This is a genomic window from Mycobacterium montefiorense, from assembly GCF_025823255.1.
Lineage (GTDB): Bacteria > Actinomycetota > Actinomycetes > Mycobacteriales > Mycobacteriaceae > Mycobacterium > Mycobacterium montefiorense.
On the sequence record NZ_JACKVL010000017.1, the window covers coordinates 61,321 to 87,101 of the forward strand.

The following is a 25,781-nucleotide window of genomic DNA, read 5'->3' on the forward strand; positions in this document are numbered from 1 at the left end:
ACGTTCAACGGAGGCTTGCGCGCCAGATTCCCGAGCCCCTAAACCAGCTCTGCGGCCGGATCGGCTGACGGGAGACCTAGGTCGGCTGCCAGTTGTTCCGACAGCAATTTTCCATCGTGGGTCGACAAACCCTTTGCCAGCGCCGGATCGGACGTGCATGCCGCTCGCCAGCCGAGACCGGCCAGTTTCAGTACGTAAGGCATGGTCGCATTCGTCAGGGCGTAGGTCGACGTCCTCGGCACCGCACCCGGCATGTTGGCGACACAGTAAAACACGCTGTCGTGCACCGTGAATGTCGGATCATCGTGTGTGGTCGGCTGGGAGTCCTCGAAGCATCCGCCTTGGTCAATCGCGATATCCACTAGCACTGAGCCCGGCTTCATGTGCGCGACAAGAGAGTTCGGGATCAGCTTGGGCGCCTTGGCGCCGGGCACCAATACCGCTCCGATGACCAGATCGGCGTCTTTGACCGCAGACTCCAGGTCGTACGCAGACGAAATGCGTGTCTGAATGCGGCCGCCGAACTCCGCGTCAAGCTCGCGCAACCGGTTGATGTTGATGTCGAAGATCGTCACGTCAGCACCCATCCCACTGGCAACACGGGCGGCGTTGTACCCGGCCGTCCCACCACCGATGACCACAACATCTGCAGGCGCTACGCCCGGAACACCACCCATCAGCACTCCGCGCCCGCCATGGGTGCGCATCAGATGGTAGGCGCCGGCCTGAGCCGACAGCCGGCCGGCGACTTCGCTCATCGGGGCAAGCAGCGGCAGCGCACCGTCGTCAGTCTGCACCGTCTCATAGGCAATGGACGTCGTGCCGGACGAAAGCAGCGCATCGGTGCACGGTCGCGACGCTGCCAGGTGCAGGTAGGTGAACAGCGTCTGGTCGCGGCGCATCCGGGTGTATTCGGCCTCAATGGGTTCTTTGACCTTGAGCAAGAGGTCAGCCTGCGCCCATACCTGGTCGGCGGTGTCAGCGATTTCTGCGCCGGCGGCTTTGAAATCCGCATCAGATATCGCAGAGCCTTCGCCGGCTCCAGCCTGGATGACGACGGCGTGTTCACGTCGGGTGAGTTCTGCGACCCCGGCGGGGGTGATCGCTACGCGAAACTCATTGTTCTTGATCTCGGCCGGTACGCCGACACGCATAGTGACTCCTCTGAAGAAGGTACGGAAAGGTCGTCCCAACGACGAAGAAGACCTGCCCTATTCGCAAGCCTGTCGCAGAAACTCGAATATTTATCGATCCCACGGTGTGCGAGGCGGAACTCCACGATGAATCTTCGGCAACCCGGCGCGCCTCCTCTCGTTGCTAGGTGTTGAGTCAGGGCTCTCGGGTGCGGTTGTGTGCGTGGCAGATTGGCGCACGATCAACGGCCGCGACGCTTGGCGCGTTTCGCTCGAAGCTCGGCATGAGTTTTTGGACCGCCGCTGAAAAGCACGCGGCGGCGCTGCCGAAATCTCCGACCGAACGGCCATCGCCGTCGCGGCTCGCCGTCATCGCACTGACGGCAAGGATGAAGTCCGTTATCAACCAAGGCGAATGCCTCACTGAAGTCGATTTCAGTCAATGTTCCTCACTTACAATCTATTTCGCGTCTCGGCACCGTCGATCCGCTAGACATCCGCCGAGTACAACTTTGCGCACGATGTCGCTCAGCTCGCGCAGCGGCGCCTCGCAACGTCAGGCAATGGCTACAGCCGACACCAGGCTTCCGCGAGGACACTGCGCAGAATCTGCGTGATCTGGTCGAATTCCTTTTGGCCGCTGATCAGCGGGGGCGCCAATTGGACCACCGGATCGCCACGATCGTCGGCGCGGCAATACAGTCCAGCCTCGAGTAGCGCCCCCGACAAGAAGCCGCGTAGCAGCCGCTCACTCTCGTCGGCATTGAAGGTTTCTTTGGTGGCCTTGTCCTTGACCAGCTCGATGCCGTAGAAGAATCCCTCGCCGCGTACATCGCCAACGATCGGCAGATCAAGCAAACCTTCTAAGGTGGCGCGGAAGGCGGGCGCCGTCCTTCTCACGTGATCGTTGAGGTCCTCACGCTCGAAGATGTCGAGATTGGCCAGCGCCACCGCACACGACACCGGATGCCCACCGAAGGTGTAGCCGTGCGAAAACGTCGTCTTACCGTCATTAAAGGGCTCGAATAGCTTGCCCGTGGCGATCATCGCCCCAAGCGGGGAGTAGCCCGACGTCAAGCCTTTGGCGCAGGTGATGATGTCGGGCTCGTAGCCAAACTCGTCGCACGCGAACATCGCTCCTACCCGACCAAACGCACAGATCACCTCGTCGGAAACGAGCAGCACGTCGTACTCATCACAGATTTCACGTACCCGCTCGAAATAACCTGGCGGCGGCGGGAAGCATCCGCCCGCGTTTTGCACCGGCTCCAAAAAGACCGCCGCTACCGAATCGGGCCCTTCGAACTCAATGGCCTCGGCAATCCGGTTGGCCGCCCACAGCCCGAACGCCTTCAGATCGTTGTCAAACCGCGCGGGCGCCCGATAAAAGTTTGTATTCGGGACTCGCACGCCGCCGGGGGTGATCGGTGCAAACGGCGCCTGAAACGCGGGCACGCCGGTGATGGCTAGCGCGCCATGGGGTGTCCCGTGGTAGGCGACTGATCGCGAAATCGCCTTGTACTTACCGGGTTTACCGGTCAGCTTGAAGTACTGCTTTGCAAGTTTCCAGGCCGACTCGACGGCCTCACTGCCGCCGGTGGTGAAGAACACTCGGTTGTCGTCGCCGGGTGCATAGTGCGCCAGGCGTTCGGCCAGCTCGAGCGCGGTCGGAGTGGCATACGACCACAGCGGGAAGAAAGCAAGTGTCTCCGCCTGCCGCGCGGCGGCCTCGGCGAGTTCGCGACGGCCGTGACCGGCCTGCACGACAAACAATCCCGACAACCCGTCGAGGTAGCTCTTGCCCCGATCATCCCAGACGGTTACGCCCTCGCCCCGGGTAATGATCGGAGGTGTGATGCCGGCGCCGTGGCGGGCGAAGTGACCCCACAGATGGTTTGCGCTCTTGGTGGAAGCTTCTGTCATTGGGTCCCCCAATTGTATTGTTGCTTAACGAGTTTCAGGTAGACGAACGTCTCGGTGGAGATGACTCCGGCCAGCGCCCTGATCTTGCTGTTGAGTAGGTCGAGCAGGTCCCCGTCGTCTTTGCAGACCACCTCGACGATCAGGTCGAAAGACCCTGCAGTCAGCACCACGTAATCGATCGAGTCGATAGCCGCCAGTTGAGCGGCGAGCTTGTTGGTGTCGCCGGCACAGCGGATACCGATCATTGCCTGGCGGGCGAATCCGAGCTGCATTGGGTCGGTGACGGCCACGATCTGAACCACCCGGGAGTCAATCAGCCGTTGTACGCGCTGACGGACCGCTGCCTCCGACAACCCAACGGTCTTGGCAATCTTCGCGTAAGAAGACCGGCCGTCTTCCTGCAGGATCTCGATGATCGTTTTGGACAACTCATCGAGCATCGCCGCGCCCTGGTTCAGCGCACCGGGAGCGCAACGCGGCGCCGGCTCCTCGCCCGCGGGAACGACGGAATTACCCATAGGAGACATTATGTACTAAATCCATGTCAAAGATGCAACTGAAACACGAAATCAATCGGCTAAACACGGATTTTACATGGAATCAGTAGCCACACGCATGGCGGTCGGCTATGTTCGCTCCATGACACCAACTGTGTCGTTGGCAGGGGGTTGATCAACAGTCACCGGCGGAGCAGTGGAAAACGTGCCAGCCAGAGAATGGCTGTCGGTGGGTACCGCTGCTCTACCTGATGTACGGCGCGCGCGTCGGCATACGGTGCTGCGCGACGTGACAGTCGTTGATCGCGAATACCTCGGCTATCGGTGTTTTTATCCAGGCAGCATGATCGAAGGGGCTCCTGCAAATGGATCTGGACAACCTTGGCAAATTGTCGTTGTGGTGCAAGCGCTCCAGCGGGGTGCCTCCCGAACGAGCGGTCTCAACCCGACTGGCCACGCAACTCGATGCAGGCGATTGTCCCTGCCAAGTACCGATACACCGCGGGTGAACGGCCCGTCATGACCGACACCGAATCGGAGCTCGGCCAATTAGCGATTTCAACGTCAAGTACGCCACTTAGCAATGGCCACGGCCCTGGGGGCGGCGGAACGGTTGACAAGGGTCTAGCCGCCGGGATGGTGGGCACGTTCTCTGGTGCCATACTCGGCATCTCCTGCGTCGCACCAGGTTACACGCTGACGGCAAGCATTGGCCTTATCGTCGCCTCAGTCGGACTCAAAATGCCAGCGGTATTTATCGGCGGCTTCATCCCGATGCTCCTGACCGCCTTCGCGTACCGCGAACTTAACTCTGATTCTCCTGACTGCGGAGCATCGTTTACGTGGTCCACCAAGGCATTTGGGCCCTACGTGGGATGGATGTGCGGTTGGGGGATGGTGATCGCGACGATCATCGTCCTTTCGAACACAGCCGCCGTAGCGGTTCAGTTCTTCTACTTGTTCCTCGCAGGCCTGTTTCATGATCCTGGAATCGCCGATCTGGCTGCGAACAAATGGATCGACATTGTCACTACGCTGGCGTTCATCGTCGTGGCAACCTGGATTTCGAGTCGCGGCATTGAAACTAGCGCACGACTCCAACGGGCGCTGGTGTGCTTCCAGATAGTGGTACTGGTGGGCTTCGCGATCGCGGCCATCGTGAGCGTTAGTCCTGATCAGGGGTACGGGCCGACCGACCTCAGCTTCAGCCTCGACTGGTTCAACCCCTTCACCGGTATTACCGTGGGCGCGTTCGTCATTGGTGTCACCGGTTCGGTGTTCGCCTTCTGGGGTTGGGACACCTGCCTCACCCTGGGGGAAGAATGCAAAGATCCCGAAAAAGTGCCGGGCCGCGCCGGGATGCTGTGCGTCGTCACGGTTCTGCTTACCTACTTGCTGGTGAGTGTGGCAGTGATGATGTACGCCAGCGTCGGCACCAAGGGGTTGGGTCTGGGAAATCCAGCCAACTCGGACAACGCATTCGGCGCTCTGGCACAACCGGTGCTCGGCAGCTGGGGTAGCCAGCTACTGTTCTTGGCGATCCTTGCATCGGCGGTAGCCAGCGTACAGACCACGATCCTGCCTGCCGCGCGATGCATGCTTGCCATGGGTACCAGCGAGGCCTTTCCCAAACGCTTCGCACGGATGAGCCCGCGCTTCCGGGTGCCGGTCTTCAGCACTGTCGCGGCTGGCCTCATCACTAGTGCCTTCTATGTCATCGTAAGATTGCTGTCCGATAGAGTCTTGCTGGATACTGTTGCAGCACTTGGCATTCTGGTGTGCTGGTACTACGGAATCACCGCTTTCGCATGCGTATGGTATTTCCGCAAGGTGCTCTTCCACAGCATCCGCAACGCGCTGTTCAAGTTTCTCTTCCCACTGCTGGGCGGAGTCATGCTGGCGCTCGTCTTCGTGATCTCGGAAGGCGAGAGCATGAACCCCAGCCATGGCAGCGGCGCCTCCATTGGGGGCATCGGGTTGGTCTTCTATCTGGGTTTTGGCATTTTGTTGCTCGGTTTCGTTTTGATGATTGTGATGCGGATATTGCGGCCCAAGTTCTTTTCGGCCGCGGCCACTTCCACGGCTCAGGCCAGCCGTGTCCTGCGATGACCCTCCGCGTCCCCGCAAGTCACGCGGGCGCCGGCCCGGATACCCAACGTTGAGAACAAACAACTCCAAGAGGTGATCGTGTTACCGGAAAAGAAGTCCTTCTACAACATCATCGGAGGGCAAGTCCAGGCAGCGGCCGACGGCCACGCGATGGATCTCGTCAACCCGTCGACGGGGGAGGTATATGCATCGGCGCCGAACTCCTCTGCCAGGGACGTAGATGAGGCGTTTAAGGCGGCAGCGGCGGCATTCGAATCGTGGCGCTGGTCCACCCCCAGTGAACGCCAGCGCGCGCTGCTGGAACTCGCAGATGTCATCGAGGACAACGCCAGTGAGCTCGTCGCGATCGAGAGCGAGAACACGGGCAAGCCGATCTCGTTAACCATGTCGGAGGAGATTCCCCCGATGGTCGACCAGATCCGATTCTTTGCCGGTGCAGGGCGAGTACTCGAAGGTCGCTCACAAGGCGAATACTTGCGCGGGCATACCTCGTCGATCCGTCGTGAGCCGGTCGGCCCGGTCGCGCAGGTAGCGCCGTGGAACTACCCGATGATGATGGCGGTATGGAAGTTCGCTCCGGCGTTAGCCGCTGGCTGCACCGTGGTGCTCAAGCCATCCGATACCACGCCGGCATCGTCTTACTGGATGGTGGAGAAGATGCAGGAGATCTTCCCACCCGGGGTGTGCAATTTGGTGTGCGGCGGTCGTGAAACGGGTGCCGCGCTCGTCGCGCACCCGGTGCCGCGGATGGTGTCGATCACCGGATCCACCCGAGCCGGCATGGCCGTGGCAGCCAGCGCGGCCAATGACCTTAAGCGTGCTCACCTGGAACTTGGCGGCAAAGCTCCGGTGATTATCTTCAATGATGCCGACATCGGTGCCGCGGTCGGGGGGCTCACGGCCGCAGGCTATTTCAACGCCGGTCAAGACTGTACCGCGGCCACCCGGATCATCATCCACGACGACATCTATGACGAGTTCCTGTCCGCGATGGTCGAATCGGTCGCCACCACCAAGGCCGGCTACGACCCGACGGATGAGGACATCTTGTTCGGGCCGATCAACAACGCCGACCAAATGCACCGCATCTCCGAGCTGGTGTCCCGCACGCCTGCACATGCTCGAATTCTTGCCGGCGGCGAGCGGAAAGACTGCCCTGGCTTCTTTTACGAGCCCACCCTGATCGCTGACCTACGCCAGGACGACGAGTTGGTCCAGACCGAGATTTTCGGACCCGTCGTGACCGCCCAGCGGTTCAGCGATGAAAACCAGGCGCTTGAGTTGGCCAATGGCTCCGAATACGGCTTGGCGTCCTCGGTGTGGACGAAAAACGTTGACACCGCCGCGCGCGTGGCCGCCCAGCTGGATTTTGGCTGTGTTTGGATCAATACCCATATTCCGCTGGCAGCCGAGATGCCGCACGGCGGGTTCAAACATTCCGGCTACGGCAAAGACCTCTCAATGTACGGCCTAGAGGACTACACCCGGATCAAACACGTGATGCACTGGCACGGGTTTCAGGCCTAAGCCCGTCAGCCCTCTCGTTCGCGGCAGCGGCCATTGCAACCACCAGTTGGATGCCCATCCACAGCCTCCCGCTGCAGGCACGCGCAGAAGAATTGGTTCTTGCTTACCCCGGTTTGGCAGACTGCTGGGATGAGTTCTACCAAACACCGAGACTTGGCCAAGCTGGACCGGGTGCCGTTGCCGGTCGAAGCGGCCCGAGTCGCAGTTACTGGTTGGCAGCTCACCCGCTCCGCCGGCCGCGTCGTCGCCAAGCTGTCAGGCAAAGGGCCGTGGCAGCAAAAGGTGATCAAACAGCTCCCCCAGACCTTCGCCGACCTCGGACCGACGTATGTGAAGTTCGGGCAGATCATCGCGTCCAGCCCGGGCGCGTTCGGCGAATCGCTGTCGCGCGAATTCCGTGGCCTGCTCGACCGGGTGCCGCCGGCCGACTCCGGCGAAGTGCACAGGCTGTTCGTCGACGAGCTCGGCGCCGACCCGGCCGACCTGTTCGCCAAGTGGGACGAAACCCCGTTCGCGTCCGCCTCCATCGCCCAGGTGCACTACGCCACGCTGCACAGCGGCGAGGAGGTCGTCGTCAAGATCCAGCGCCCCGGCATCCGCCGCCGCGTCGCCGCCGACCTACAGATCCTCAAACGCTTCGCCCAAGCCGTCGAGCTGGCCAAGCTGGGCCGCCGGCTCTCGGCACAGGACGTGGTCGCCGACTTCTCCGCCAACCTGGCCGAGGAGCTGAATTTCCGCCTCGAGGCGCAGTCGATGGAGGCGTGGGTCTCGCACCTGCACGTGTCGCCGCTGGGGCGCAACATCCGGGTGCCGACCGTGCACTGGGACTTCACCAGCGATCGGGTGCTGACGATGGAGCGGGTGCAGGGCATCCGCATCGACGACGTCGCCGCCATCCGCAAGGCCGGGTTCGACGGCACCGAGCTGGTGAAGGCGCTGCTGTTCTCGCTTTTCGAAGGCGGGCTGCGGCACGGGCTGTTCCACGGCGACCTGCACGCCGGAAACCTCTACGTGGACGACCAGGGCCGCATCGTGTTCTTCGACTTCGGGATCATGGGCCGCATCGACCCGCGCACCCGTTGGCTGCTGCGCGAATTGGTGTACGCCCTGCTGGTCAAAAAGGACCACGCCGCGGCGGGCAAGATCGTCGTGCTGATGGGGGCCGTCGGCACGATGAAGCCCGAAGCCGAGGCCGCCAAGGATTTGGAGAAGTTCGCCACCCCGCTGACCATGCAGACGCTGGGCGACATGTCCTATGCCGACATCGGGCGGCAACTGTCGACACTGGCCGACGCCTACGACGTCAAGCTGCCCCGCGAGTTGGTGTTGATCGGCAAGCAGTTCCTCTACGTCGAGCGATACATGAAGCTGCTGGCACCGAAATGGCAGATGATGTCCGACCCCCAGCTGACGGGGTACTTCGCCAACTTCATGGTCGAGGTCAGCCGCGAGCATCAGTCAGACGTCGAGGTCTGATGGAAATTCGCAGCGGCAGCGCCGCTGCGGGCGACCTGAAGCTCTACTACGAGGACATGGGCGATATCGACGACCCGCCCGTGCTGCTGATCATGGGGCTCGGCGCGCAGCTGCTGCTGTGGCGGACCGAGTTCTGCGAGAGGCTGGTCAGCCAGGGCCTGCGGGTAATCCGTTACGACAACCGCGATGTCGGCCTGTCCGGCAAAACCGAGCGCCGCAGCGTCGGACAGCCACTGGTCACGCGATTGGCCCGCTCCTTTGTGGGTCTGCCCAGCAAGGCGACTTACACGCTCGAGGACATGGCCGACGACGCCGCAGCCGTGCTTGATCATCTGGGCGTCGAGGCTGCCCACATCGTCGGGGCGTCGATGGGCGGGATGATCGCCCAGGTCTTCGCCGCGCAGTTCGCTGAGCGGACCCGAACCCTCGGGGTCATCTTCTCCAGCAATAACTCGGCATTCCTGCCGCCGCCGGCACCACGCGCACTGCTGGCGCTCCTCAAAGGCCCGCCCCCGAGCTCACCCCGTGACGTGATCCTGGACTACGCGGTCCGGGTGAGCAGGATCATCGGCAGCCCGCGCTACCGGATACCCGACGAGCAGGTTCGCGCCGAGGCCGCCGAGGGATACGACCGCAACTACTACCCGCAAGGCGTCGTCGGGCAATTCAGCGCAATTCTGGGAAGCGGGAGCCTGGCCCACCACGACCGCCGCATCGTGGCACCGACAGTTGTCATCCACGGTCGGTCCGACAAACTCATGCGGCCTTTCGGCGGACGGGCGATCGCGAGGGCAATAGCTGGAGCCCGATTGGTGTTATTCGAGGGAATGGGACATGATCTGCCACAGCAGCTGTGGGATCCGGTGATCGGTGTTTTGACTGGCAATTTCGCCGAGGCCAGCTGAGTCAGAGTCGAGCAGGCGGCTTCGGCGTTCATAGTTCGTGGTGATTTTCCCGCGGGGTCTCACAGCGTTGTAGCGTTAACACTGAAGGGGACGTGATGGTGACGAAACTGAAGCCGTATTACGAAGAGTCGCAGGCTACTTACGACATTTCGGATGACTTCTTCGCGCTGTTCTTAGACCCCAACATGGTCTATACCTGCGCGTACTTCAAGAACGATGACATGACGCTGGAAGAGGCGCAGCTGGCGAAGCTGGACCTCGGGCTGGACAAGCTGAACCTCGAGCCGGGAATGACGCTGCTCGACGTCGGATGCGGCTGGGGCGGAGCCGTCGTCCGAGCGGCTGAGAAATACGACGTGAATGTCATCGGCATCACGCTCAGCCGAAATCACTACGCGCGCACCAAAGAAAGGCTGGCCGCGGTCCCGACCACGAGGCGGACCGAAGCCCGTCTGCAGGGCTGGGAAGAGTTCGACGACCACGTCGATCGGATCATCAGCTTCGAGGCGTTCGACGCGTTCAAAAAGGAGCGTTGGCCCGCGTTCTGGGACTGGGCTTATGAGACGCTCCCCGACGGCAGCCGGATGCTGATGCACAGCATCTTCACGCATCCCCAGTCGTACTGGAAAGAGCACGGCATCCCGATCACGATGAATGATCTGCGGTTCCTGCACTTCCTCGGCAAGGAGATTTTCCCCGGCGGGCAGATGTGCGGCGAACCCGACATCGTCGACCTTTCACGAGCCAGCGGTTTCTCGCTCGAGCAGACCCAGTATCTGCAACCGCATTACGCGCGGACTTTGGACATGTGGGCGGCCAATCTGGAGGCCAATCGCGAACGCGCCATCGCCGTCCAGTCCGAAGAGGTTTACGACCGGTTCATGCGCTACCTCACCGGCTGCGCGGGCCTCTTCCGCAAAGGCATTTCCAACGTCGGCCAGTTCACCCTCACCAAATAGGGCGTTGCCGCCCGCGACACGCCCGACATGACATTCGCGTTGAACTGCGAGGTTTCACCGTTCGTCAAACCGGACAGATGCTGAGTAATAAAATTCCACCCACTCGGCTCGGGGGATTTTCGGTGGGCTTTACGGGGAGGGCGTAACACTGATGACTCAAAAACTGGCACCACACTTTGAAGACGTGCAGGCGCACTATGACCTGTCGGATGACTTCTACCGACTGTTCCTGGATCCCAGCCAGACCTACAGCTGTGCGTACTTCGAGCGCGACGATATGACGCTAGAAGAGGCGCAGCTCGCCAAGATCGACTTGTCGCTGGGCAAGTTGGGTCTGCGGCCCGGCATGACCCTGCTCGACGTTGGCTGCGGCTGGGGCGCAACCATGCGCCGCGCGGTCGAAAAGTACGACGTGAACGTCGTCGGCCTGACGCTGTCCAAAAACCAGGCCGCCCACGTGCAGAAGTCGTTCGACGAAATGGACACCGCACGGAGCACGCGTGTGATGCTGGCCGGCTGGGAGGAGTTCGACGAACCCGTCGACCGCATCGTGTCGGTCGGCGCATTCGAGCATTTCGGCCACGATCGCTACAGCGACTTCTTCAAAATGGCCTACCACGTGATGCCCGGCGACGGCGTGATGCTGCTGCATACGATCACCGATTTCACGAAACAGGAAATCGTCGACCAGGGTCTACCCATCTCCATCGATCTGCTGCGCTTCATCATCTTCATTCAGCGGGAGATCTTCCCGGGCGGCCGGTTGCCGAAAATCCCGATGGTGGAAGACCATTCGAGCCAAGCCGGTTTCAGGCTGACTCGCCGCCAGTCGTTGCAGGCGCACTACGCCAGGACCCTCGACCTGTGGGCGCAGGCGCTGCAGGCACGCAAGGACGAGGCCATCGAGATCCAGTCCGAAGAGGTCTATGAGCGCTACATGAAATACCTGACCGGCTGCGCCGACAAATTCCGGCAAGGCTACGTCGACGTCAACCAATTCACCTTGGTTAAGTAAATCGGCAGCCTTGAGCTGCGGGATCGAATAGCTGGCCCTGCGGCTTGCGCACGGTATCTTTAGGTGCGTTTCGTCAGGAAGGCTCACTGTCATGGCTCGAAAACTGACCCCGCACTTCGCCGATGTGCAGGCTCACTACGACTTGTCCGGCGACTTCTTCCGGCTGTTCCTGGATCCCACCCAGACCTACAGCTGTGCGTACTTCGAGCGCGACGACATGACGCTGGAAGAGGCGCAGATCGCGAAGATCGACTTGGCGCTCGGCAAGCTGGGACTGCAGCCCGGCATGACGCTGCTCGACGTCGGCTGCGGCTGGGGCGCCACCATGCGCCGCGCGGTCGAGAAGCACGACGTGAACGTCGTCGGCCTGACGTTGTCCAAAAACCAAGCCGCCCATGTGCAGAAGTCCTTCGACGAAATGGAGACTCCGCGAACCAGACGGGTGCTGCTGGAAGGATGGGAACAGTTCGACGAGCCCGTCGACCGCATTGTGTCGATCGGCGCGTTCGAGCACTTCGGCCACGACCGCTACGACGACTTCTTCACGATGGCCCGCGGCGTCCTGCCCGACGACGGCGTGATGCTGCTGCACACCATCACCGGTCTAAAGCCAGAGCAGTGCACCGAACGCGGCATCCCGCTCACGTTCGACATGGCCCGCTTCATCAAGTTCATCGTCACCGAGATCTTCCCGGGCGGCCGGCTACCCTCCATCGAGAAGGTCCAGGACCACTCGTCGAAGCACGGTTTCCGGTTGACCCGCCGCCAATCGCTGCAGCCGCACTACGCCAGGACACTCGATTTCTGGGCCGCCGCCCTGGAATCGCACAAGGACGAGGCCATCGAGATCCAGTCCGAAGAGGTGTACGAGCGTTACATCAAGTACCTGACCGGCTGCGCCGACGCGTTCCGGGTCGGCTACATCGACGTCAACCAATTCACCCTGGAGAAGTAACGATCACGTCGTCACACTGAGGGGTGGCGGACCTGCCATCGAGAAACCCAGTGGCATCACACCTCAAATGCCAGAGATGCGCCTGGCCACGTGTAGGGTCCCCGGCATAGCCTCCTCGCCGAGGTGCCTGTCCATCGGGGGGACATATGACAAGTAGTTCAGCAAGTGCCACCCGGACGCGGTCCAACGCGGCCGATGTCCGAGCGCACTACGACATTTCCAACGAATTCTTCGCGCTGTTCCAGGATCCGACCCGCACCTACAGCTGCGCATACTTTCCCCGCCAGGGCATGTCGCTGCAGGAGGCGCAGCTCGCCAAGCTGGATATGACGCTGGACAAGCTCGGACTGGAGCCGGGCATGACCCTGCTCGACATCGGTTGCGGCTGGGGTTCGGTGATGAAGCGTGCGATCGAGAAATACGACGTCAACGTCGTCGGGGTGACCCTGTCCAGGAACCAGTACGCCTACTGCAAGCAGGTGCTCGGCACCGTCGACTCGAGCCGGTCGCGTCGGGTGCTGCTGAGCGACTGGGCAGAGTTCACCGAGCCCGTCGACCGTATCGTGATCATCGAGGCACTCGAGCACTTTGGTTTCGAACGCTACGACGACTTCTTCAAATTCGCCTACAACTCCATGCCTGCAGACGGGGTGATGCTGCTGCACTCGATCACGGCGCTGCATCCAAAGCAGATGACGGAGCGCGGCATCCCGGTGACCATCGAGATGGCGAAATTCATCCGGTTCATCCTGAACGACATCTTCCCGGGGGGCCGGCTGCCGTCGATCGAGAAGGTCCAGGACCACTGCGCCAAGGTGGGTTTCAATGTGACCCGCCGCCATTCGCTGCAGTCGGACTTTGCCCAGACCCTCGACCTGTGGGCGCAGGCCTTGCAGGCGCACAAGGACCAGGCCGTCGAGATGCAGTCCGAGGAGATGTACGAGCGGTACATGAAGTTCCTGACCGGCTGCGCCAATGCATTCCGGGTGGGCTACATCGACTGCAACCAGTTCACGCTGGAAAAGTAGACTCATGTGTCGGGCAACGGGGGCGCCGGGTGCGCAGCAATGCCGGCGGTTAAGCGGTCCGATCAAGGGTGAGTATCGTTGCTGGTCAATCGGGTGACGGTGGGCAATGGGTTTGAAGTAGTGAATTCAGGAGAACTAAACGACAATGGCTGAGCAACCGACTAGTGCGACGAAGATCCGGACGCGCTCCGAAGACATCCAGGCGCACTACGACGTCTCCGACGATTTCTTCGCCTTATTCCAGGACCCCACCCGGACCTACAGCTGCGCCTACTTCGAGCCCCCCGACCTGAGCCTCGAAGAGGCCCAATACGCCAAGATCGACCTCAACCTGGACAAACTGGATCTCAAGCCGGGCATGACCCTGCTGGACATCGGCTGCGGGTGGGGCACCACCATCCGCCGCGCGATCGAGAAGTACGACGTCAATGTGATCGGGCTGACGCTTTCCAAGAATCAGCACGCACGTGCCGAGCAGGTGCTGGCCGGAATCGACACCAACCGCTCGCGTGAGGTGCGGCTGCAGAACTGGGAGGACTTCACCGAGCCGGTCGACCGGATCGTGTCGATCGAGGCGTTCGAGCACTTCGGACACGAGAACTACGACGATTTCTTCAAGCGGTGTTTTGACGTCATGCCCGACGACGGCCGGATGACCGTCCAAAGCAGCGTCAGCTACCACCCCTACAACATGAATGCCCGCGGCAAGAAGCTGACCTTCGAAACGGTGCGCTTCATCAAGTTCATCGTCACCGAGATCTTTCCGGGCGGCCGTCTGCCGACCACCGAGATGATGGTCGAACACGGCGAAAAGGCGGGATTTGTTGTCCCCGAACCACTCTCGCTGCAGCCGCACTATGTCAAGACGCTGCACATCTGGGGTGACACGCTGGAGTCCAACCGGGACAAGGCCATCGAGGTCACGTCCGAAGAGGTCTACGACCGCTACATGAAGTACCTGCGCGGCTGCGAGCACTATTTCGATTACGAGATTCTCGACTGCAGCCTGGTGACTTACCTCAAGCCGGGCGCCTCGAACTAATTGGGCCCCATATCGCCGCAGCTGTCGGATTAGGGCTGCGTCGTTCGTCGGATAGGTAGAGAGTGGAGCACGAGGCTTCGCTCACTACCGGAGGTGACGAACATGCAGTATTTCGCGCTGTTGATCAGCAAGGAACAAGACCGCACACCCGACGATCCCGCCGCCGCGATGCAAGCATGGGTGAACTTCCACACCAAGGCCGGTCCGGCGATCAAAGCCGGAGACGCGCTGACACCCGCTGCCGCTGCGGTGGTCCTCACCGGCGGCCCGGATGCGCCGATGGTCACCGACGGCCCCTTCGCCGAGGCCGCCGAGGTGGCGTGCGGCTACTACGTGTTCGAGGCGGAAAACCTGGACGAGGCGCTGGCACTGGCCCGCGATATCCCGATCGCCACATACGGCGCCGTGGAGTTGTGGCCGGAAGTCCACTCGATTGAGCCGTCCCGCGAGCTCACCGGCAACGACTGGCTCGCGCTGCTGCTGGAACCGCCGGCAACCGCACATACGCCCGGCACACCGGAATGGGAAGCAGTGGCGGCAAAGCACGCTGATCTGCACGCGGCCGCGGGCGATCATGTGATCGGCGGCGCCGCGCTGCACGATCGGTCCACCGCGACGACCGTGCGGGTGCGCGATGGCGAAGTCCTGATCACCGACGGGCCGTATGTGGAAGGCGCCGAAATCGCCACCGGGATCTACCTGATTGGCGCGGCGGATCGCGACGAGGCCGTCAAGATCGCGTCGATGATCCCCGCTTCGACGGTGCAGCTGCGGCAATTGGCTGGCGTCTCGGCACTCTGACCGCCCGCAATGACCAACCTGGACGGCGTCTTCCGGCGCGAATGGGGGCCCGCCGTCGCCGCGCTCGCGCGGTGGTCGGGCGACCTCGCCGTCGCCGAGGACGCCGTCCAGGAGGCCTGCACCGAGGCGCTGCGCAGCTGGCCCGACGACGGTATGCCCGATAACCCCGGCGGGTGGCTGGTCACTGTCGCCCGCAACCGCGCCCGGGATCGGCTGCGCCGCGAATCTGTCCGTCCCGGAAAGGAATTGGCGGCTTGGAGAAGCTACGTGGACGACATCAGAGCACGCACCGACCGGACCGATCCACATGCGGTTCGCGACGACGAACTGCGGATGATGTTTACCTGTGCGCATCCGGCGCTGGACCGACAGTCACAATTGGCGCTCACGCTGCGGCTGGTGTCTGGGTTGACCGTCGCCGAGATCGCCCGGGCATTGCTGCAGACGGACACCGCCATTGGTCAGCGAATCACGCGCGCCAAGAACAAGATTCGCCACGCCAACATTCCGCTGCGGGTGCCGCCCGCGGAGCTGTTGGGAGAGCGGACACCACACGTGCTGGGCTGCATCTACTCGGTGTTCACCGAGGGGTATTGGTCCACCGCGGGCCCCTCGGCGATTCGCGACGAACTGTGCGACGAGGGCGTTCGGCTGGCCGGCGAGCTATGCGCGTTGATGCCGGACGAGCGCGAGGCACACGCCCTGGCCGCCTTGCTGCTGCTGCACGACTCGCGGCGGGCAACCCGGGTCGATGATGTCGGGAGGCTGGTACCGCTGGAAGAACAGGACCGCCGCGAGTGGGACCGCGGCCGCATCGCGCGCGGGTTGGACCGGTTGCGGCGGGCCCAGGGGTCGACGGGCCCCTACCTGCCCCAGGCGGTGATCGCCGCACTACACGCTACGGCCACGTCCTGGGCGGACACCGATTGGACCACCATCTGCACGGCCTATGACCGGCTCTTGGCGTTGACGGGCTCGCCGGTGGCGGGCGCGAACCGCGCGCTGGCGGTGGGCTTCCGCGACGGCCCCGCCGCCGGTCTGAGCGCACTGGACGAAGTGGCGCGCGATCCCCGGCTGACGCGGTCGAATCTGGTCGCGATGGTAAGGGCCGATCTGCTGCGGCGCGCGGGGAGGCCCACCGAAGCTCTCGCCTGGTATCGAACGGCGTTGCACTCGAACGGTTCTGAGCCGGGGCGCGACTTTTTGCGGCGGCGTATCGCCGAGTGTGGTGGGTAGGTTTAGCCCTCGGAGAAGTTGCGGGTGACCGACGGGTCCACCGGAATGCCCGGGCCGGTCGTCGTCGACACGGTGATCTTCTTCAGGTAGCGCCCCTTGGACGACGACGGCTTGAGCCGCAGCACCTCGTCGATCGCGGCACCGTAGTTCTCCGCGAGGTTCTTCTCGTCGAAAGATGCCTTGCCGATCACGAAGTGCAGGTTCGCCTGCTTGTCGATGCGGAAGTTGATCTTGCCGCCCTTGATGTCGGTGACGGCCTTGGCGACGTCGGGCGTCACGGTGCCGGTCTTGGGGTTCGGCATCAGGCCGCGCGGACCCAGCACACGTGCGATGCGACCGACCTTGGCCATCTGGTCGGGGGTCGCGATCGCGGCGTCGAACTCCAGCCAGCCGCCCTGGATCTTCTCGATCAGGTCGTCGCTGCCGACGATGTCGGCGCCGGCGGCCTGGGCCTGCTCGGCCTTGTCGCCCACGGCGAACACGGCGACGCGGGCGGTCTTGCCGGTGCCGTGCGGCAGGTTGACCGTGCCGCGGACCATCTGGTCGGCCTTACGCGGGTCGACACCGAGCCGGATCGCCACCTCGACAGTCGCGTCCTGCTTCGACGAGGATGTCTCCTTGGCCAGCTTGGCAGCCTCTAGCGGGGTGTACAGGTTGTCGCGATCGATCCTCTCGGAGGCGGCGCGGTAGGCCTTGCTGTTCTTGCTCATTGATCTATCCAATCTGGTGTTGGGTCGTGGTTAATTCGGGCCGAAGCTGGCCCTCCCACGGTGGTGGTGCTGAGGATTACTCGACGGTGATCCCCATCGACCGGGCGGTGCCGGCGATGATTTTGGCGGCGGCGTCGATGTCGTTGGCGTTGAGATCGGCCTTCTTGGTCTCGGCAATGTCGCGCACCTGATCCCAGCTGACCTTGGCGACCTTGGTCTTGTGCGGTTCAGCCGAGCCCTTGCCCACGCCGGCGGCCTTGAGTAGCAGCTTGGCGGCGGGCGGCGTCTTGAGCGCGAAGGTGAAGCTGCGGTCCTCGTAGACCGTGATCTCCACCGGGATGACGTTGCCACGCTGGTTTTCCGTTGCGGCGTTGTACGCCTTGCAGAACTCCATGATGTTGACGCCGTGCTGGCCGAGCGCGGGCCCCACCGGCGGGGCGGGGTTGGCCTGCCCGGCCTGGATCTGCAGCTTGATCAGCCCAACGACTTTCTTCTTCGGGGCCATGAGATTTTGACGTTCCTTCCTGGGTTTATGCATCCAGCCGTTCCCGCGAGCGGGACGGCCGGCTAGATCTTGGAGACTTGGGTAAAGGTGAGTTCCACGGGTGTTTCGCGGCCGAAGATCGACACCAGCACCTTGAGCTTCTGCTGTTCGGCGTTGATCTCGTTGATCGTGGCTGGCAGCGTGGCAAAGGGGCCGTCCATGACCGTCACCGATTCGCCGACCTCGTACTCGACATCGATGACAGGACGTTCCAGGCCACCCGTCTCGGCGGCGGCAGCGGTGGTGGCAGCGCCCTTGACGGCCTTCTTCGTCGCCGCGGGCGGCAGCAGGAACTTCACCACGTCGTCGAGCCGCAGCGCCGACGGACGGGAGGTCGCGCCGACGAATCCGGTCACGCCGGGGGTGTTGCGCACCGCGGACCAGGAGTCGTCGGTGAGGTCCATGCGCACCAGGATGTAGCCGGGCAGGACCTTGCGGTTGACCTGCTTGCGCTGGCCGTTCTTGATCTCGGTGACCTCTTCGGTGGGCACCTCGACCTGGAAGATGTAGTCGCCGACGTCCAGGTTCTGCACACGGGTTTCGAGGTTGGCTTTCACCTTGTTCTCGTATCCCGCGTAGGAGTGGATGACGTACCAGTCGCCGGGCTTGCTGCGCAGGTCGGCCTTGAGCGCGGCGGCAGGGTCGGCCTCCTCGGCTGATCCCGCGTCAGCGGCCGCCTCGGGCGTCTCGGCCGCCTCGGGGGTCCCCGCGGACTCAGGGGCCTCGACGACCTCGGCGGGCGCGTCTACGTCGACCGCTTCGCCCGCGGACGTGTCACCGTCGAAGGTAGTCACGGTTTGTCAGTCCTCTCTATCACTGTCGAAAAGCTCAGCCGAACACCAACAGCACGAGCTTTGTCAGGCCCAAATCAGCGAGACCTACCAGTGCGACCATGAACGCCAGGAACACCAGCACCACGGATGTGTACGTGAGCATCTGCTTGCGGTTCGGCCAGATCACCTTCCGCATCTCGGCAACGACCTGCTTGAGGTAGTTGTAGACGAAAACGAACGGGTTAGCCGTACGGTCCCCGGGTTTCTTCGGCTTCTTGGCCTTCTTATCGGCTCCGGCCTTCTTAGCTGCCGGGGTTTTCTTGTCCTCCTTGGAGTCCTCGGCCTCGTCCGAGGACTCTGCGTCGACGTCGTCGGCATCCGCCACGCGCTGCCGGGACCGCTTGCCGGTCGGACGTTGCGGACGCGTCGCAGGCTTGGTCACCACGGCCGTTCGACCACCGCTCATGCTGTCGTCGGTGTCACCGCCGTCGCGTGCGGCGTCGTTGGCAGCGTCGCCTTCGTCGCTCACCGCATGCTCCTTTGTTCGCTAGCTATCTCACGCTTCGTCCCGCGCTGATCGGGCACCTTAGTGTCCAGCATGGCACGCTTCGCCTTCTGCAGGGGCGACAGGACTTGAACCTGCAACCTGCGGTTTTGGAGACCGCTGCTCTGCCAGTTGAGCTACGCCCCTTCGCGGTTGGCAGGCCAACCTGCGCTTACCTACCGGGGCCTACATGACACGCGCGCTCTCCGTTCGGTGATCGCCGAACCTACGGACAGCGCGCTGTAATGGGAAAACCCCGAGGTCCGAGTGTACATCGGCACGGGAGTCAGATACTAATTACGCGTCCTGATGACCTGCCCGGATGCGGGATCCCATTTGAGCTGTAGGGAACCGTCGTCCGGAGCCTCGTTGTATTGCCCCATCAACGTGGTGTAGGCCTCCATCACGACCTCACCGTTGTCGTCGGTGCAGACGTTCTTGGTCAGGACGATATCGGCGCCGAAACGCTCGCTGACCGACACGACGTCCATCCGCCCCCACAGCTTGTCGCCCGCCAGGATCGGCCTGTTGAAGACGAACCTCTGTTCAACCTGGACAATCACCAAGCTCTCCATCCCCAGGTCGACGTGGCGGAAGAAATCCAGCTGCACGTGCTTGGCGAAGATCGTGACGAGGGTTAGCGGTGCGATGATCGCGTCGTAGCCGAGTTCGGCTGCCGCTGCTTCTTCGTAGTAGGCCGGGTGCTCGTTCTTGATGGATCGGGCAAACTCACGTAGCTGCTCGCGGCCCACGATGAAGTAATCCGGATACCGCCACACCATGCCGCGGATATCGGTTTTGAGCGCCATTCGACTACGCCAACTTGGCCGACGCGATGGCCCGTCCGAAGATCTTCTTGCCCCCGGTAGTGGCGCTGATTGCGATGATCACCGACTTGCTCTCCGGATCGACCGACTTGACCCGACCGGTGAAGACCAGCTCGGCTCCCTTGCCGTCGTTGGGCACCGGCACGACCGCCGTGAATCGCACGTTGTACTCGGTGACCGCGCCGGGATCGCCGACCCACGCGGTGACGTAACCGCCGCCAATGCCCATGGTCAGCATGCCGTGCGCGATCGCGGTATCCAGCCCGACGACCTTGGCTATCTCGTCGTCCCAGTGGATCGGGTTCAAGTCGCCCGAAACACCCGCGTAGTTCACCAGATCCTGGCGGGTCAGCGGGTAAGTCTTCTCCGGAAGCTGGTCGCCCACCTTCACCGAGCTGAACTCACGCAGTGGCATCAGAAAATCCCTCTCCATCGTCACCAGCACGACCCGCCAGGGTCGTATAGGTCTCCTGCACGATTTCGCCCGCCTCGTTGGTGATGATGTTCTTGGTCACGATGATTTGGGTGCCGTGCGACACACGCACTGAATCCACGTACACGTCGCAGTAGAGCCGGTCGCCTGCCACGAGCGGCTTAAAGTACTTCAGTACCTGGTCAACCTGGACGATCTGGGCATCCTGGACAGCTACATTGGCGTATTTGAAGAACGCCGTCTGAGCCTGGTAGCCGAACACACAGCAAAACGTCAACGGGGCCAGCAGCCCCTTGTAGCCGAGCTCGGCGGCGGCTCCCTCCGCCGAGAACCAGGCATCGCCGTTCTGTACGGCCACCGCGTACTCGCGGATCTTCTCCCGCTCCACCTCGTAATAGTCGGGATAGCGGTAATGCATCCCGACGATATCTGCGGTCAATGGCACGGCTTCAAAACCTACCTAGTCAGTCTGAGTAAACACTCGTAGGTGGAGGTTAGCGCGTCTCGCGGTGAGCCTGGTGCTTGCCGCAGTTCGGGCAGAACTTCTTCAGCTCCAGCCGATCAGGGTCGTTGCGGCGGTTCTTTTTGGTGATGTAGTTGCGGTGCTTACACACGTCGCAGGCCAAAGTGACCTTTGGCCGAACATCGGTACTGGAAGCCATTTCAATTCTCTTTCACACGTCACATTGTTGTGTTGTAGCGATGGCCGGACTCGAACCGGCGACCTAACGATTATGAGTCGTTCGCTCTAACCGACTGAGCTACACCGCCTCTGGTACGCGCCGCCCGCCTGCTCGGCGTCCCGCCGAGCCCCCTAACGGAATCGAACCGTTGACCTTTTCCTTACCATGGAAACGCTCTACCGACTGAGCTAAGGGGGCCTGAACCCGTAGCGATCAGTCGTGCCTCGGGCCAAAAAGAGGGTACAGCGCGACGCGCGACGGCACCAAACCACGCCGCAGCGTTCAGCCCCCGCCACTGTTGCGGTGCGGTTGCCATGCGCCCAGGTCACTGAACTCGTCGTAAATGTCCTCGTGGTCTCCGGGTGCGTCCGCCGTGTCGTCGAGCAGAGTCCGCAGCGCGAGATGGACGGCCTCGCGGGCGTCGGCCAGGTGATAGCGACGTATTGCCTCTTGGACAAGATCGTCGTCGATCTCCATTTCGACCTTCTTCAGCATGGGCCAACAATACCCACCGAACACCAGCCAAAGCGTTCGAAAAAGCCCGTACGAAAGGCCACGATGCGCCCGAAATACCAGGCCTGTTGGCCGGGTCATAGTCTGGTGCGGTGACAGACTCGTCAGCGGATCGACTGTATTTCCGCCAACTGCTCGCCGGCCGCGATTTTGCCGCCGGCGATATGTTCGCGGTACAGATGCGCAATTTCGCATACCTGATCGGCGACCGTCAGACCGGGGATTGCGTCGTCGTCGACCCGGCATATGCAGCCGGCGATCTGGTCGACACGGTGGAGGCCGACGGCATGCGCCTGTCCGGCGTGCTGGTGACCCACCACCACCCGGACCACGTGGGCGGGTCGATGATGGGTTTCGAGCTCAACGGACTGGCCGAGTTACTGGAGCGGACCAGTGTGCCAGTGCACGTCAATACCCATGAAGCGCTTTGGGTTTCCCGAGTCACCGGGATCGCCGTCGGCGACCTGACCACGCATGAGCATCGCGACAGGATCAACATCGGCGACATCGAGATCGAGCTGTTGCATACTCCGGGCCATACGCCGGGTAGCCAGTGCTTTCTGCTCGACGGTCGGCTGGTTGCCGGTGACACGCTGTTCCTGGATGGCTGCGGGCGCACCGATTTTCCGGGCGGTGACCCCGACGAGATGTACCGCAGTCTGCAGCAGCTGGCCGCGCTGCCAGGCGACCCGACGGTTTTTCCAGGGCACTGGTATTCCGCCGACCCGAGCGCGTCGCTGGCCGAGGTCAAGCGTTCCAATTATGTGTATCGAGCCACCAATCTTGATCAGTGGCGAATGTTGATGGGCGGCTAACAGATTGAGCGAGGCGTTTCTCTCGGTCGATATTTGTGGCCACTTGAGTAATTAGCCTGATCGTTGCGATTCCGCAGCCGGAGCAGCAGAATTTCGGGTGCACATCGCTGTGATGTAGCGAAGGGATGGATTCAATGGGGTGGATCCAAGGCAGCTGGCACGGGGTCACCGACGTGGAGTCCAGCACCTGGCTGGTATGGGCGGCGTGGGCCGCGATCGCGCTCGGCATCGTCGCGCTGGTGTTTACCAACCACCAGATCAGCCGCAACCGGCGATTGGCCGCCGAGCAGACTCGGCCCCACGTCGGCATGCTGATGGAACCGCATGCGGCGGACTGGCATGTGATCGAGCTGGTGGTCCGCAATTTCGGCCGGACCGCGGCCTACGACATCCGGTTTTCATTTCCGACTCCACCAACGGTGGCCGAATACGAGAATTCCAGCGACGGCTATGCAGAAGTCGTCGAATTGCAGCTCCCCCGCGAATTGCCGGTGCTCGCACCCGGCCAGGAGTGGCGGATGGTCTGGGATTCAGCGCTCGATCGCGCCGAAATCGGCGGCGGCATCGAATCTCGCTTTGCCGGATCGGTGATCTATTACGACCGCGCCGATAAGCCGCGAGGGTGGCGGTTCTGGGAACGCGAGCGCCAGCCGCTGCAGACCAGCGTGGTGCTGGACTGGGAGGCCCTGCCGCCCGTTCAGCGCATCGAGTTGATGACGACGCACGACTTGGCCAAGCGGGAAAAGCAGAAGCTGGAACTGCTGCGCGGCCTGCTGACCTACTTTCACTACGCGAGCAAGGAAACGCGCGCCGACGTGTTCCGCAGCGAGATCGAACGAATCAACAATGCGGTGGCCGAAACTCAGGACCGCTGGCGCGCCCGGCAGGTCGACGCACCCACCGATGTCGGCCTGCGCTTGGGTAACGGCAAAAGCGATCTGGGTAAACATCGCGACGAGCACGTGTGACCGTCGGCCTAGGTCTGGCCCCGCGGGGTCGCGCAATGCCGATCTGATTCAATCGACTTCATGAGCGGTCCGGTTACCTACAGCCTCAAAGATTCCGTCGCAGTCATCAGAATGGACGACGGCAAGGTCAACGCGCTGGGTCCAACGATGCAGGCGGCAATCAACGAGGCGATCGACCAGGCCGACAGTGACAACGTCGGCGCACTGGTGCTCACCGGCAACGAGCGGGTGTTAAGCGGCGGATTCGACCTGAAGATCCTGACCTCCGGCGAGGCACAGCCGGCGATCGACATGCTGCGGGGCGGCTTCGAGTTGTCGTATCGACTCTTGACCTACCCAAAGCCGGTAGTGATCGCCTGCACCGGACACGCCATCGCGATGGGATCGTTCCTATTGGCTTCCGGCGATCACCGGGTGGCCGCCCACGCCTACAACATCCAGGCCAACGAGGTGGCGATCGGCATGACGATCCCCTACGCGGCCCTCGAGATCCTGAAGCTACGGCTAACGCGGTCGGCGTATCAGCAAGCCACCGGGCTGGCCAAGACGTTCTTCGGTGAAACCGCGCTCGCCGCAGGCTTTGTCGACGAGATCGTGTTGCCTGAGATGGTGGTCAGCCGCGCCGAGGAAGCCGCGCAGGAATTCGCCGGCCTGAAGCAGCAAGCGCATCTCGCAACAAAATTGCGTGCCCGCGAAGAATCCCTCAAGGCGCTGCGCGCCGGAATCGACGGCATAGAAGCCGAATTCGGCCTGTAAGGAGGAGGCGATGCGGTTGCCCGGGCAACCGCCTCACCCTCCCGTCGCCTCCTCCATTTCGAAGTGTGGCACGGCGGCGATGAGTCGTCACTTCACCCTGGCGGCCGCAGCGGACCTGACGTCAAATCGCCCAGCGGAACCGTTTGAGATACCCCGCCCAGTCCCACGTCAGCAGGAATTGCTGCGCCGCCTCATGGCCCTTGGCGTACAGCGCCTCGAGGCGATCCGCCGCCACATCGAAGTCGAGCACACCCACATCGGTCGATTCGACGGCGATCGCGCGGGCGGCAACCCACGGCTGGTTGAGGTGGGTCTGGTCGTGGCCCGTCAGCATGGTGGTGAGCAGACTTTCCAGCAACGCCGTCTGCTCGAAAAATCGCAGCGGCTTCAGCGCGGGCATCACCGCGCTGAAGCCCTCATTGAGCCTGGGTAAGACAGTGATCCCAAATGTGGGCCAGCGTGGCGGTTTTCCGTCAAACCGGTCAAAGGTGTCAATCGGAAAGTTCGACAGCACACCACCATCGACGAGTGTTGACGTCGTGCCGCTGACCCCGGTCAGCTTGACCGGGCGGTAAAAGAACGGGATGGCCATCGACGCGCGCACGGCGTCGGCGACCAGCTGCTCATCGGGGTCCAGCCCGTAGAGCCGCCGGTAGTCCCAGGGCAGTCTCACCAACTGTGCCGCGGTCACGTCAGCGACGGTGACCACCAGCTTTTGGCGCCGGTCCTCGGGCAGCGTGTCCTCGTCGAGTACCAGATCGCCGAAGTAGGTGACACCGAGGTTCTTCAGCTCGCCGCGAATCCAGTCGTAGGCGGCATCACCCCGAAACATGCTGGTGTCCCGGACAAGTCCCCACGCGGCACCGAGAACCGGGACGGGTCCCGCGTCGCGCCATTTGCTCAGCGGAGCCGACAGCGCGAGGTCCTTGACCTCCTGGCTCGTCAGCTGGTCACCCTTGGACGCGGCAGCCAAGATCGCGCCGACAACCGATCCGGCCGAAACTCCGGACACCCGCGGGAATGTGTATCCCGCGTCCATCAAGGCGACGATGGCACCGACCAGGCCGATGAACTTGACGCCCCCACCGGAGAGGACGAGATCCGCGGGTTTCGGCTGCCGACTCGCCTTGGCCATTACTCCCCTTGCGCTGAAACCCAGTCGTAGGCAAGGTATTTGCCGTCGAAAGTGACGACGACACGATCACCCGACGGGTGCGGCTTCTTCTGCAGGTCGACGCTGAAGTTGATCGCGCTCATAATGCCGTCGCCGAACTGCTCGTGGATCAGTTCCTTGATGGCGCCACCGTACACCTGAAGTGCTTCGTAGAAGCGGTAAATGGTGGGGTCGGTCGGCACCGCGGTGGGCAGTCCACCACGCATCGGCGGCGCCGCGAGCACCGGCACCACCGACAGGTCGAGACCGAGCATCTCGGCCAGCAGCTTGCCGAGCTCCGGCGGAATCGGATGCTGGCCTAGCAACGCCGAGGTGGTCCACACCACCGGCTGGCCGATGGCGTCGGCCAGCTCCTGCCAGGTGAGGCCGCGCGTCAGGCGCGCAACGACGATCTGTTCGGTGATCTCGTTTCTGTTCATGAATCCAGCATGCTGC

At 62.5% G+C, this 25,781-nt stretch carries 28 protein-coding genes and 3 tRNA genes; 14 read left to right on the plus strand and 17 right to left on the minus strand.

The annotated features are described in order from the left end of the window. Positions 1 to 38: 38 nt before the first annotated feature. The 3 genes from ald to H7K34_RS20145 form a co-directional block, all read right to left on the minus strand. On the minus strand, positions 39 to 1,154 hold the full coding sequence (gene ald, locus H7K34_RS20135) for an alanine dehydrogenase (RefSeq protein WP_264063852.1): 1,116 nt from the start codon (positions 1,152 to 1,154) through the stop codon (positions 39 to 41). 546 nt (positions 1,155 to 1,700) lie between these two features. After that, on the minus strand, positions 1,701 to 3,056 hold the full coding sequence (locus tag H7K34_RS20140; RefSeq protein WP_264063853.1) for an aspartate aminotransferase family protein: 1,356 nt from the start codon (positions 3,054 to 3,056) through the stop codon (positions 1,701 to 1,703). After that, positions 3,053 to 3,496 carry an Lrp/AsnC family transcriptional regulator gene (locus tag H7K34_RS20145; protein ID WP_235616956.1) on the minus strand — a complete coding sequence of 148 codons (444 nt, stop codon included), beginning with the start codon at positions 3,494 to 3,496 and terminating at the stop codon, positions 3,053 to 3,055. Before H7K34_RS20145 ends, H7K34_RS20140 begins: the two co-directional genes overlap by 4 nt. A gap of 693 nt (positions 3,497 to 4,189) precedes the next feature. On the opposite strand from H7K34_RS20145, the gene H7K34_RS20150 reads away from it, so the two are divergent. From H7K34_RS20150 to H7K34_RS20200, 11 genes are all read left to right on the plus strand, one after another. After that, a complete protein-coding gene (locus H7K34_RS20150; RefSeq protein ID WP_264064803.1) occupies positions 4,190 to 5,662 on the plus strand; it encodes an APC family permease in 1,473 nt (490 codons plus the stop codon). Positions 5,663 to 5,740: 78 nt separating this feature from the next. Continuing rightward, positions 5,741 to 7,189 carry a gamma-aminobutyraldehyde dehydrogenase gene (locus H7K34_RS20155; protein WP_264063854.1) on the plus strand — a complete coding sequence of 483 codons (1,449 nt, stop codon included), beginning with the start codon at positions 5,741 to 5,743 and terminating at the stop codon, positions 7,187 to 7,189. A 129-nt stretch (positions 7,190 to 7,318) separates the two neighbouring features. After that, complete coding sequence (locus H7K34_RS20160) at positions 7,319 to 8,665, plus strand: ABC1 kinase family protein (protein ID WP_264063855.1); 1,347 nt, start codon at positions 7,319 to 7,321, stop codon at positions 8,663 to 8,665. Further along, the gene (locus H7K34_RS20165) at positions 8,665 to 9,570 is read left to right on the plus strand and encodes an alpha/beta hydrolase (protein WP_264063856.1); all 906 of its coding nucleotides are present in this window, start codon (positions 8,665 to 8,667) and stop codon (positions 9,568 to 9,570) included. The genes H7K34_RS20160 and H7K34_RS20165 overlap by 1 nt, the downstream gene beginning before the upstream one ends. A gap of 98 nt (positions 9,571 to 9,668) precedes the next feature. After that, the gene (locus H7K34_RS20170; RefSeq protein ID WP_264064804.1) at positions 9,669 to 10,529 is read left to right on the plus strand and encodes a cyclopropane mycolic acid synthase family methyltransferase; all 861 of its coding nucleotides are present in this window, start codon (positions 9,669 to 9,671) and stop codon (positions 10,527 to 10,529) included. Positions 10,530 to 10,680: 151 nt separating this feature from the next. Next, positions 10,681 to 11,544: a cyclopropane mycolic acid synthase family methyltransferase gene (locus tag H7K34_RS20175; protein ID WP_264063857.1), complete on the plus strand. Its 864-nt coding sequence runs from the start codon at positions 10,681 to 10,683 to the stop codon at positions 11,542 to 11,544. Positions 11,545 to 11,635: 91 nt separating this feature from the next. After that, positions 11,636 to 12,499, plus strand: coding sequence for a cyclopropane mycolic acid synthase family methyltransferase (locus H7K34_RS20180; RefSeq protein ID WP_264063858.1), 864 nt, complete (start codon positions 11,636 to 11,638; stop codon positions 12,497 to 12,499). A 146-nt stretch (positions 12,500 to 12,645) separates the two neighbouring features. After that, a complete protein-coding gene (locus H7K34_RS20185) occupies positions 12,646 to 13,527 on the plus strand; it encodes a cyclopropane mycolic acid synthase family methyltransferase (RefSeq protein WP_264063859.1) in 882 nt (293 codons plus the stop codon). A 145-nt stretch (positions 13,528 to 13,672) separates the two neighbouring features. Continuing rightward, entirely contained in the window at positions 13,673 to 14,569 is an 897-nt protein-coding gene (gene mmaA4, locus H7K34_RS20190) for a hydroxymycolate synthase MmaA4 (RefSeq protein ID WP_264063860.1), read from the plus strand. A 102-nt stretch (positions 14,570 to 14,671) separates the two neighbouring features. Further along, a complete protein-coding gene (locus H7K34_RS20195; protein WP_264063861.1) occupies positions 14,672 to 15,370 on the plus strand; it encodes a YciI family protein in 699 nt (232 codons plus the stop codon). Between the two features lie 9 nt (positions 15,371 to 15,379). Beyond that, positions 15,380 to 16,606: an RNA polymerase sigma factor gene (locus tag H7K34_RS20200; RefSeq protein ID WP_264063862.1), complete on the plus strand. Its 1,227-nt coding sequence runs from the start codon at positions 15,380 to 15,382 to the stop codon at positions 16,604 to 16,606. A gap of 2 nt (positions 16,607 to 16,608) precedes the next feature. On the opposite strand, the gene rplA is transcribed toward H7K34_RS20200, so the two are convergent. The 12 genes from rplA to H7K34_RS20260 all read right to left on the minus strand — a co-directional run bounded on the left by rplA (position 16,609) and on the right by H7K34_RS20260 (position 21,615). Beyond that, positions 16,609 to 17,316 carry a 50S ribosomal protein L1 gene (gene rplA / locus H7K34_RS20205; RefSeq protein WP_264063863.1) on the minus strand — a complete coding sequence of 236 codons (708 nt, stop codon included), beginning with the start codon at positions 17,314 to 17,316 and terminating at the stop codon, positions 16,609 to 16,611. A gap of 76 nt (positions 17,317 to 17,392) precedes the next feature. Then, positions 17,393 to 17,821: a 50S ribosomal protein L11 gene (gene rplK / locus H7K34_RS20210; RefSeq protein ID WP_108926211.1), complete on the minus strand. Its 429-nt coding sequence runs from the start codon at positions 17,819 to 17,821 to the stop codon at positions 17,393 to 17,395. Between the two features lie 62 nt (positions 17,822 to 17,883). After that, positions 17,884 to 18,654 carry a transcription termination/antitermination protein NusG gene (nusG, locus tag H7K34_RS20215; protein WP_264063864.1) on the minus strand — a complete coding sequence of 257 codons (771 nt, stop codon included), beginning with the start codon at positions 18,652 to 18,654 and terminating at the stop codon, positions 17,884 to 17,886. Between the two features lie 34 nt (positions 18,655 to 18,688). After that, a complete protein-coding gene (gene secE, locus H7K34_RS20220) occupies positions 18,689 to 19,162 on the minus strand; it encodes a preprotein translocase subunit SecE (protein WP_264063865.1) in 474 nt (157 codons plus the stop codon). Positions 19,163 to 19,251: 89 nt separating this feature from the next. Then, positions 19,252 to 19,324, minus strand: a tRNA-Trp gene (locus tag H7K34_RS20225). Positions 19,325 to 19,470: 146 nt separating this feature from the next. Then, positions 19,471 to 19,986, minus strand: a complete 516-nt coding sequence (gene hadC / locus H7K34_RS20230) for a (3R)-hydroxyacyl-ACP dehydratase subunit HadC (RefSeq protein ID WP_264063866.1) — start codon at positions 19,984 to 19,986, stop codon at positions 19,471 to 19,473. 4 nt (positions 19,987 to 19,990) lie between these two features. Further along, positions 19,991 to 20,419, minus strand: a complete 429-nt coding sequence (hadB, locus tag H7K34_RS20235; protein WP_108926207.1) for a (3R)-hydroxyacyl-ACP dehydratase subunit HadB — start codon at positions 20,417 to 20,419, stop codon at positions 19,991 to 19,993. Then, entirely contained in the window at positions 20,406 to 20,882 is a 477-nt protein-coding gene (hadA, locus tag H7K34_RS20240) for a (3R)-hydroxyacyl-ACP dehydratase subunit HadA (RefSeq protein WP_264063867.1), read from the minus strand. The genes hadB and hadA overlap by 14 nt, the downstream gene beginning before the upstream one ends. Positions 20,883 to 20,931: 49 nt before the next feature. Then, complete coding sequence (gene rpmG / locus H7K34_RS20245; RefSeq protein WP_108926205.1) at positions 20,932 to 21,099, minus strand: 50S ribosomal protein L33; 168 nt, start codon at positions 21,097 to 21,099, stop codon at positions 20,932 to 20,934. A 35-nt stretch (positions 21,100 to 21,134) separates the two neighbouring features. Next, positions 21,135 to 21,208 (minus strand) — tRNA-Met (locus H7K34_RS20250). 37 nt (positions 21,209 to 21,245) lie between these two features. After that, positions 21,246 to 21,318: transfer RNA gene (locus H7K34_RS20255), tRNA-Thr, on the minus strand. Positions 21,319 to 21,402: 84 nt separating this feature from the next. Beyond that, positions 21,403 to 21,615, minus strand: coding sequence for a type II toxin-antitoxin system VapB family antitoxin (locus tag H7K34_RS20260; protein ID WP_264063868.1), 213 nt, complete (start codon positions 21,613 to 21,615; stop codon positions 21,403 to 21,405). 182 nt (positions 21,616 to 21,797) lie between these two features. On the opposite strand from H7K34_RS20260, the gene H7K34_RS20265 reads away from it, so the two are divergent. The 3 genes from H7K34_RS20265 to H7K34_RS20275 all read left to right on the plus strand — a co-directional run bounded on the left by H7K34_RS20265 (position 21,798) and on the right by H7K34_RS20275 (position 24,172). Beyond that, a complete protein-coding gene (locus H7K34_RS20265) occupies positions 21,798 to 22,448 on the plus strand; it encodes an MBL fold metallo-hydrolase (RefSeq protein WP_264064805.1) in 651 nt (216 codons plus the stop codon). Positions 22,449 to 22,573: 125 nt separating this feature from the next. Then, a complete protein-coding gene (locus H7K34_RS20270; RefSeq protein WP_264063869.1) occupies positions 22,574 to 23,416 on the plus strand; it encodes a hypothetical protein in 843 nt (280 codons plus the stop codon). A gap of 60 nt (positions 23,417 to 23,476) precedes the next feature. Continuing rightward, positions 23,477 to 24,172 (plus strand): crotonase/enoyl-CoA hydratase family protein, encoded by a 696-nt coding sequence (locus H7K34_RS20275; protein WP_264063870.1) that lies wholly within the window; start codon positions 23,477 to 23,479, stop codon positions 24,170 to 24,172. A 121-nt stretch (positions 24,173 to 24,293) separates the two neighbouring features. Here H7K34_RS20275 and H7K34_RS20280 read toward each other — a convergent pair whose 3' ends face one another. Together H7K34_RS20280 and cynS are read right to left on the minus strand one after the other, a co-directional pair. Continuing rightward, the gene (locus H7K34_RS20280) at positions 24,294 to 25,307 is read right to left on the minus strand and encodes a patatin-like phospholipase family protein (protein WP_264063871.1); all 1,014 of its coding nucleotides are present in this window, start codon (positions 25,305 to 25,307) and stop codon (positions 24,294 to 24,296) included. Then, positions 25,307 to 25,765, minus strand: a complete 459-nt coding sequence (gene cynS / locus H7K34_RS20285; RefSeq protein WP_108926200.1) for a cyanase — start codon at positions 25,763 to 25,765, stop codon at positions 25,307 to 25,309. Before cynS ends, H7K34_RS20280 begins: the two co-directional genes overlap by 1 nt. Positions 25,766 to 25,781: the final 16 nt, after the last annotated feature.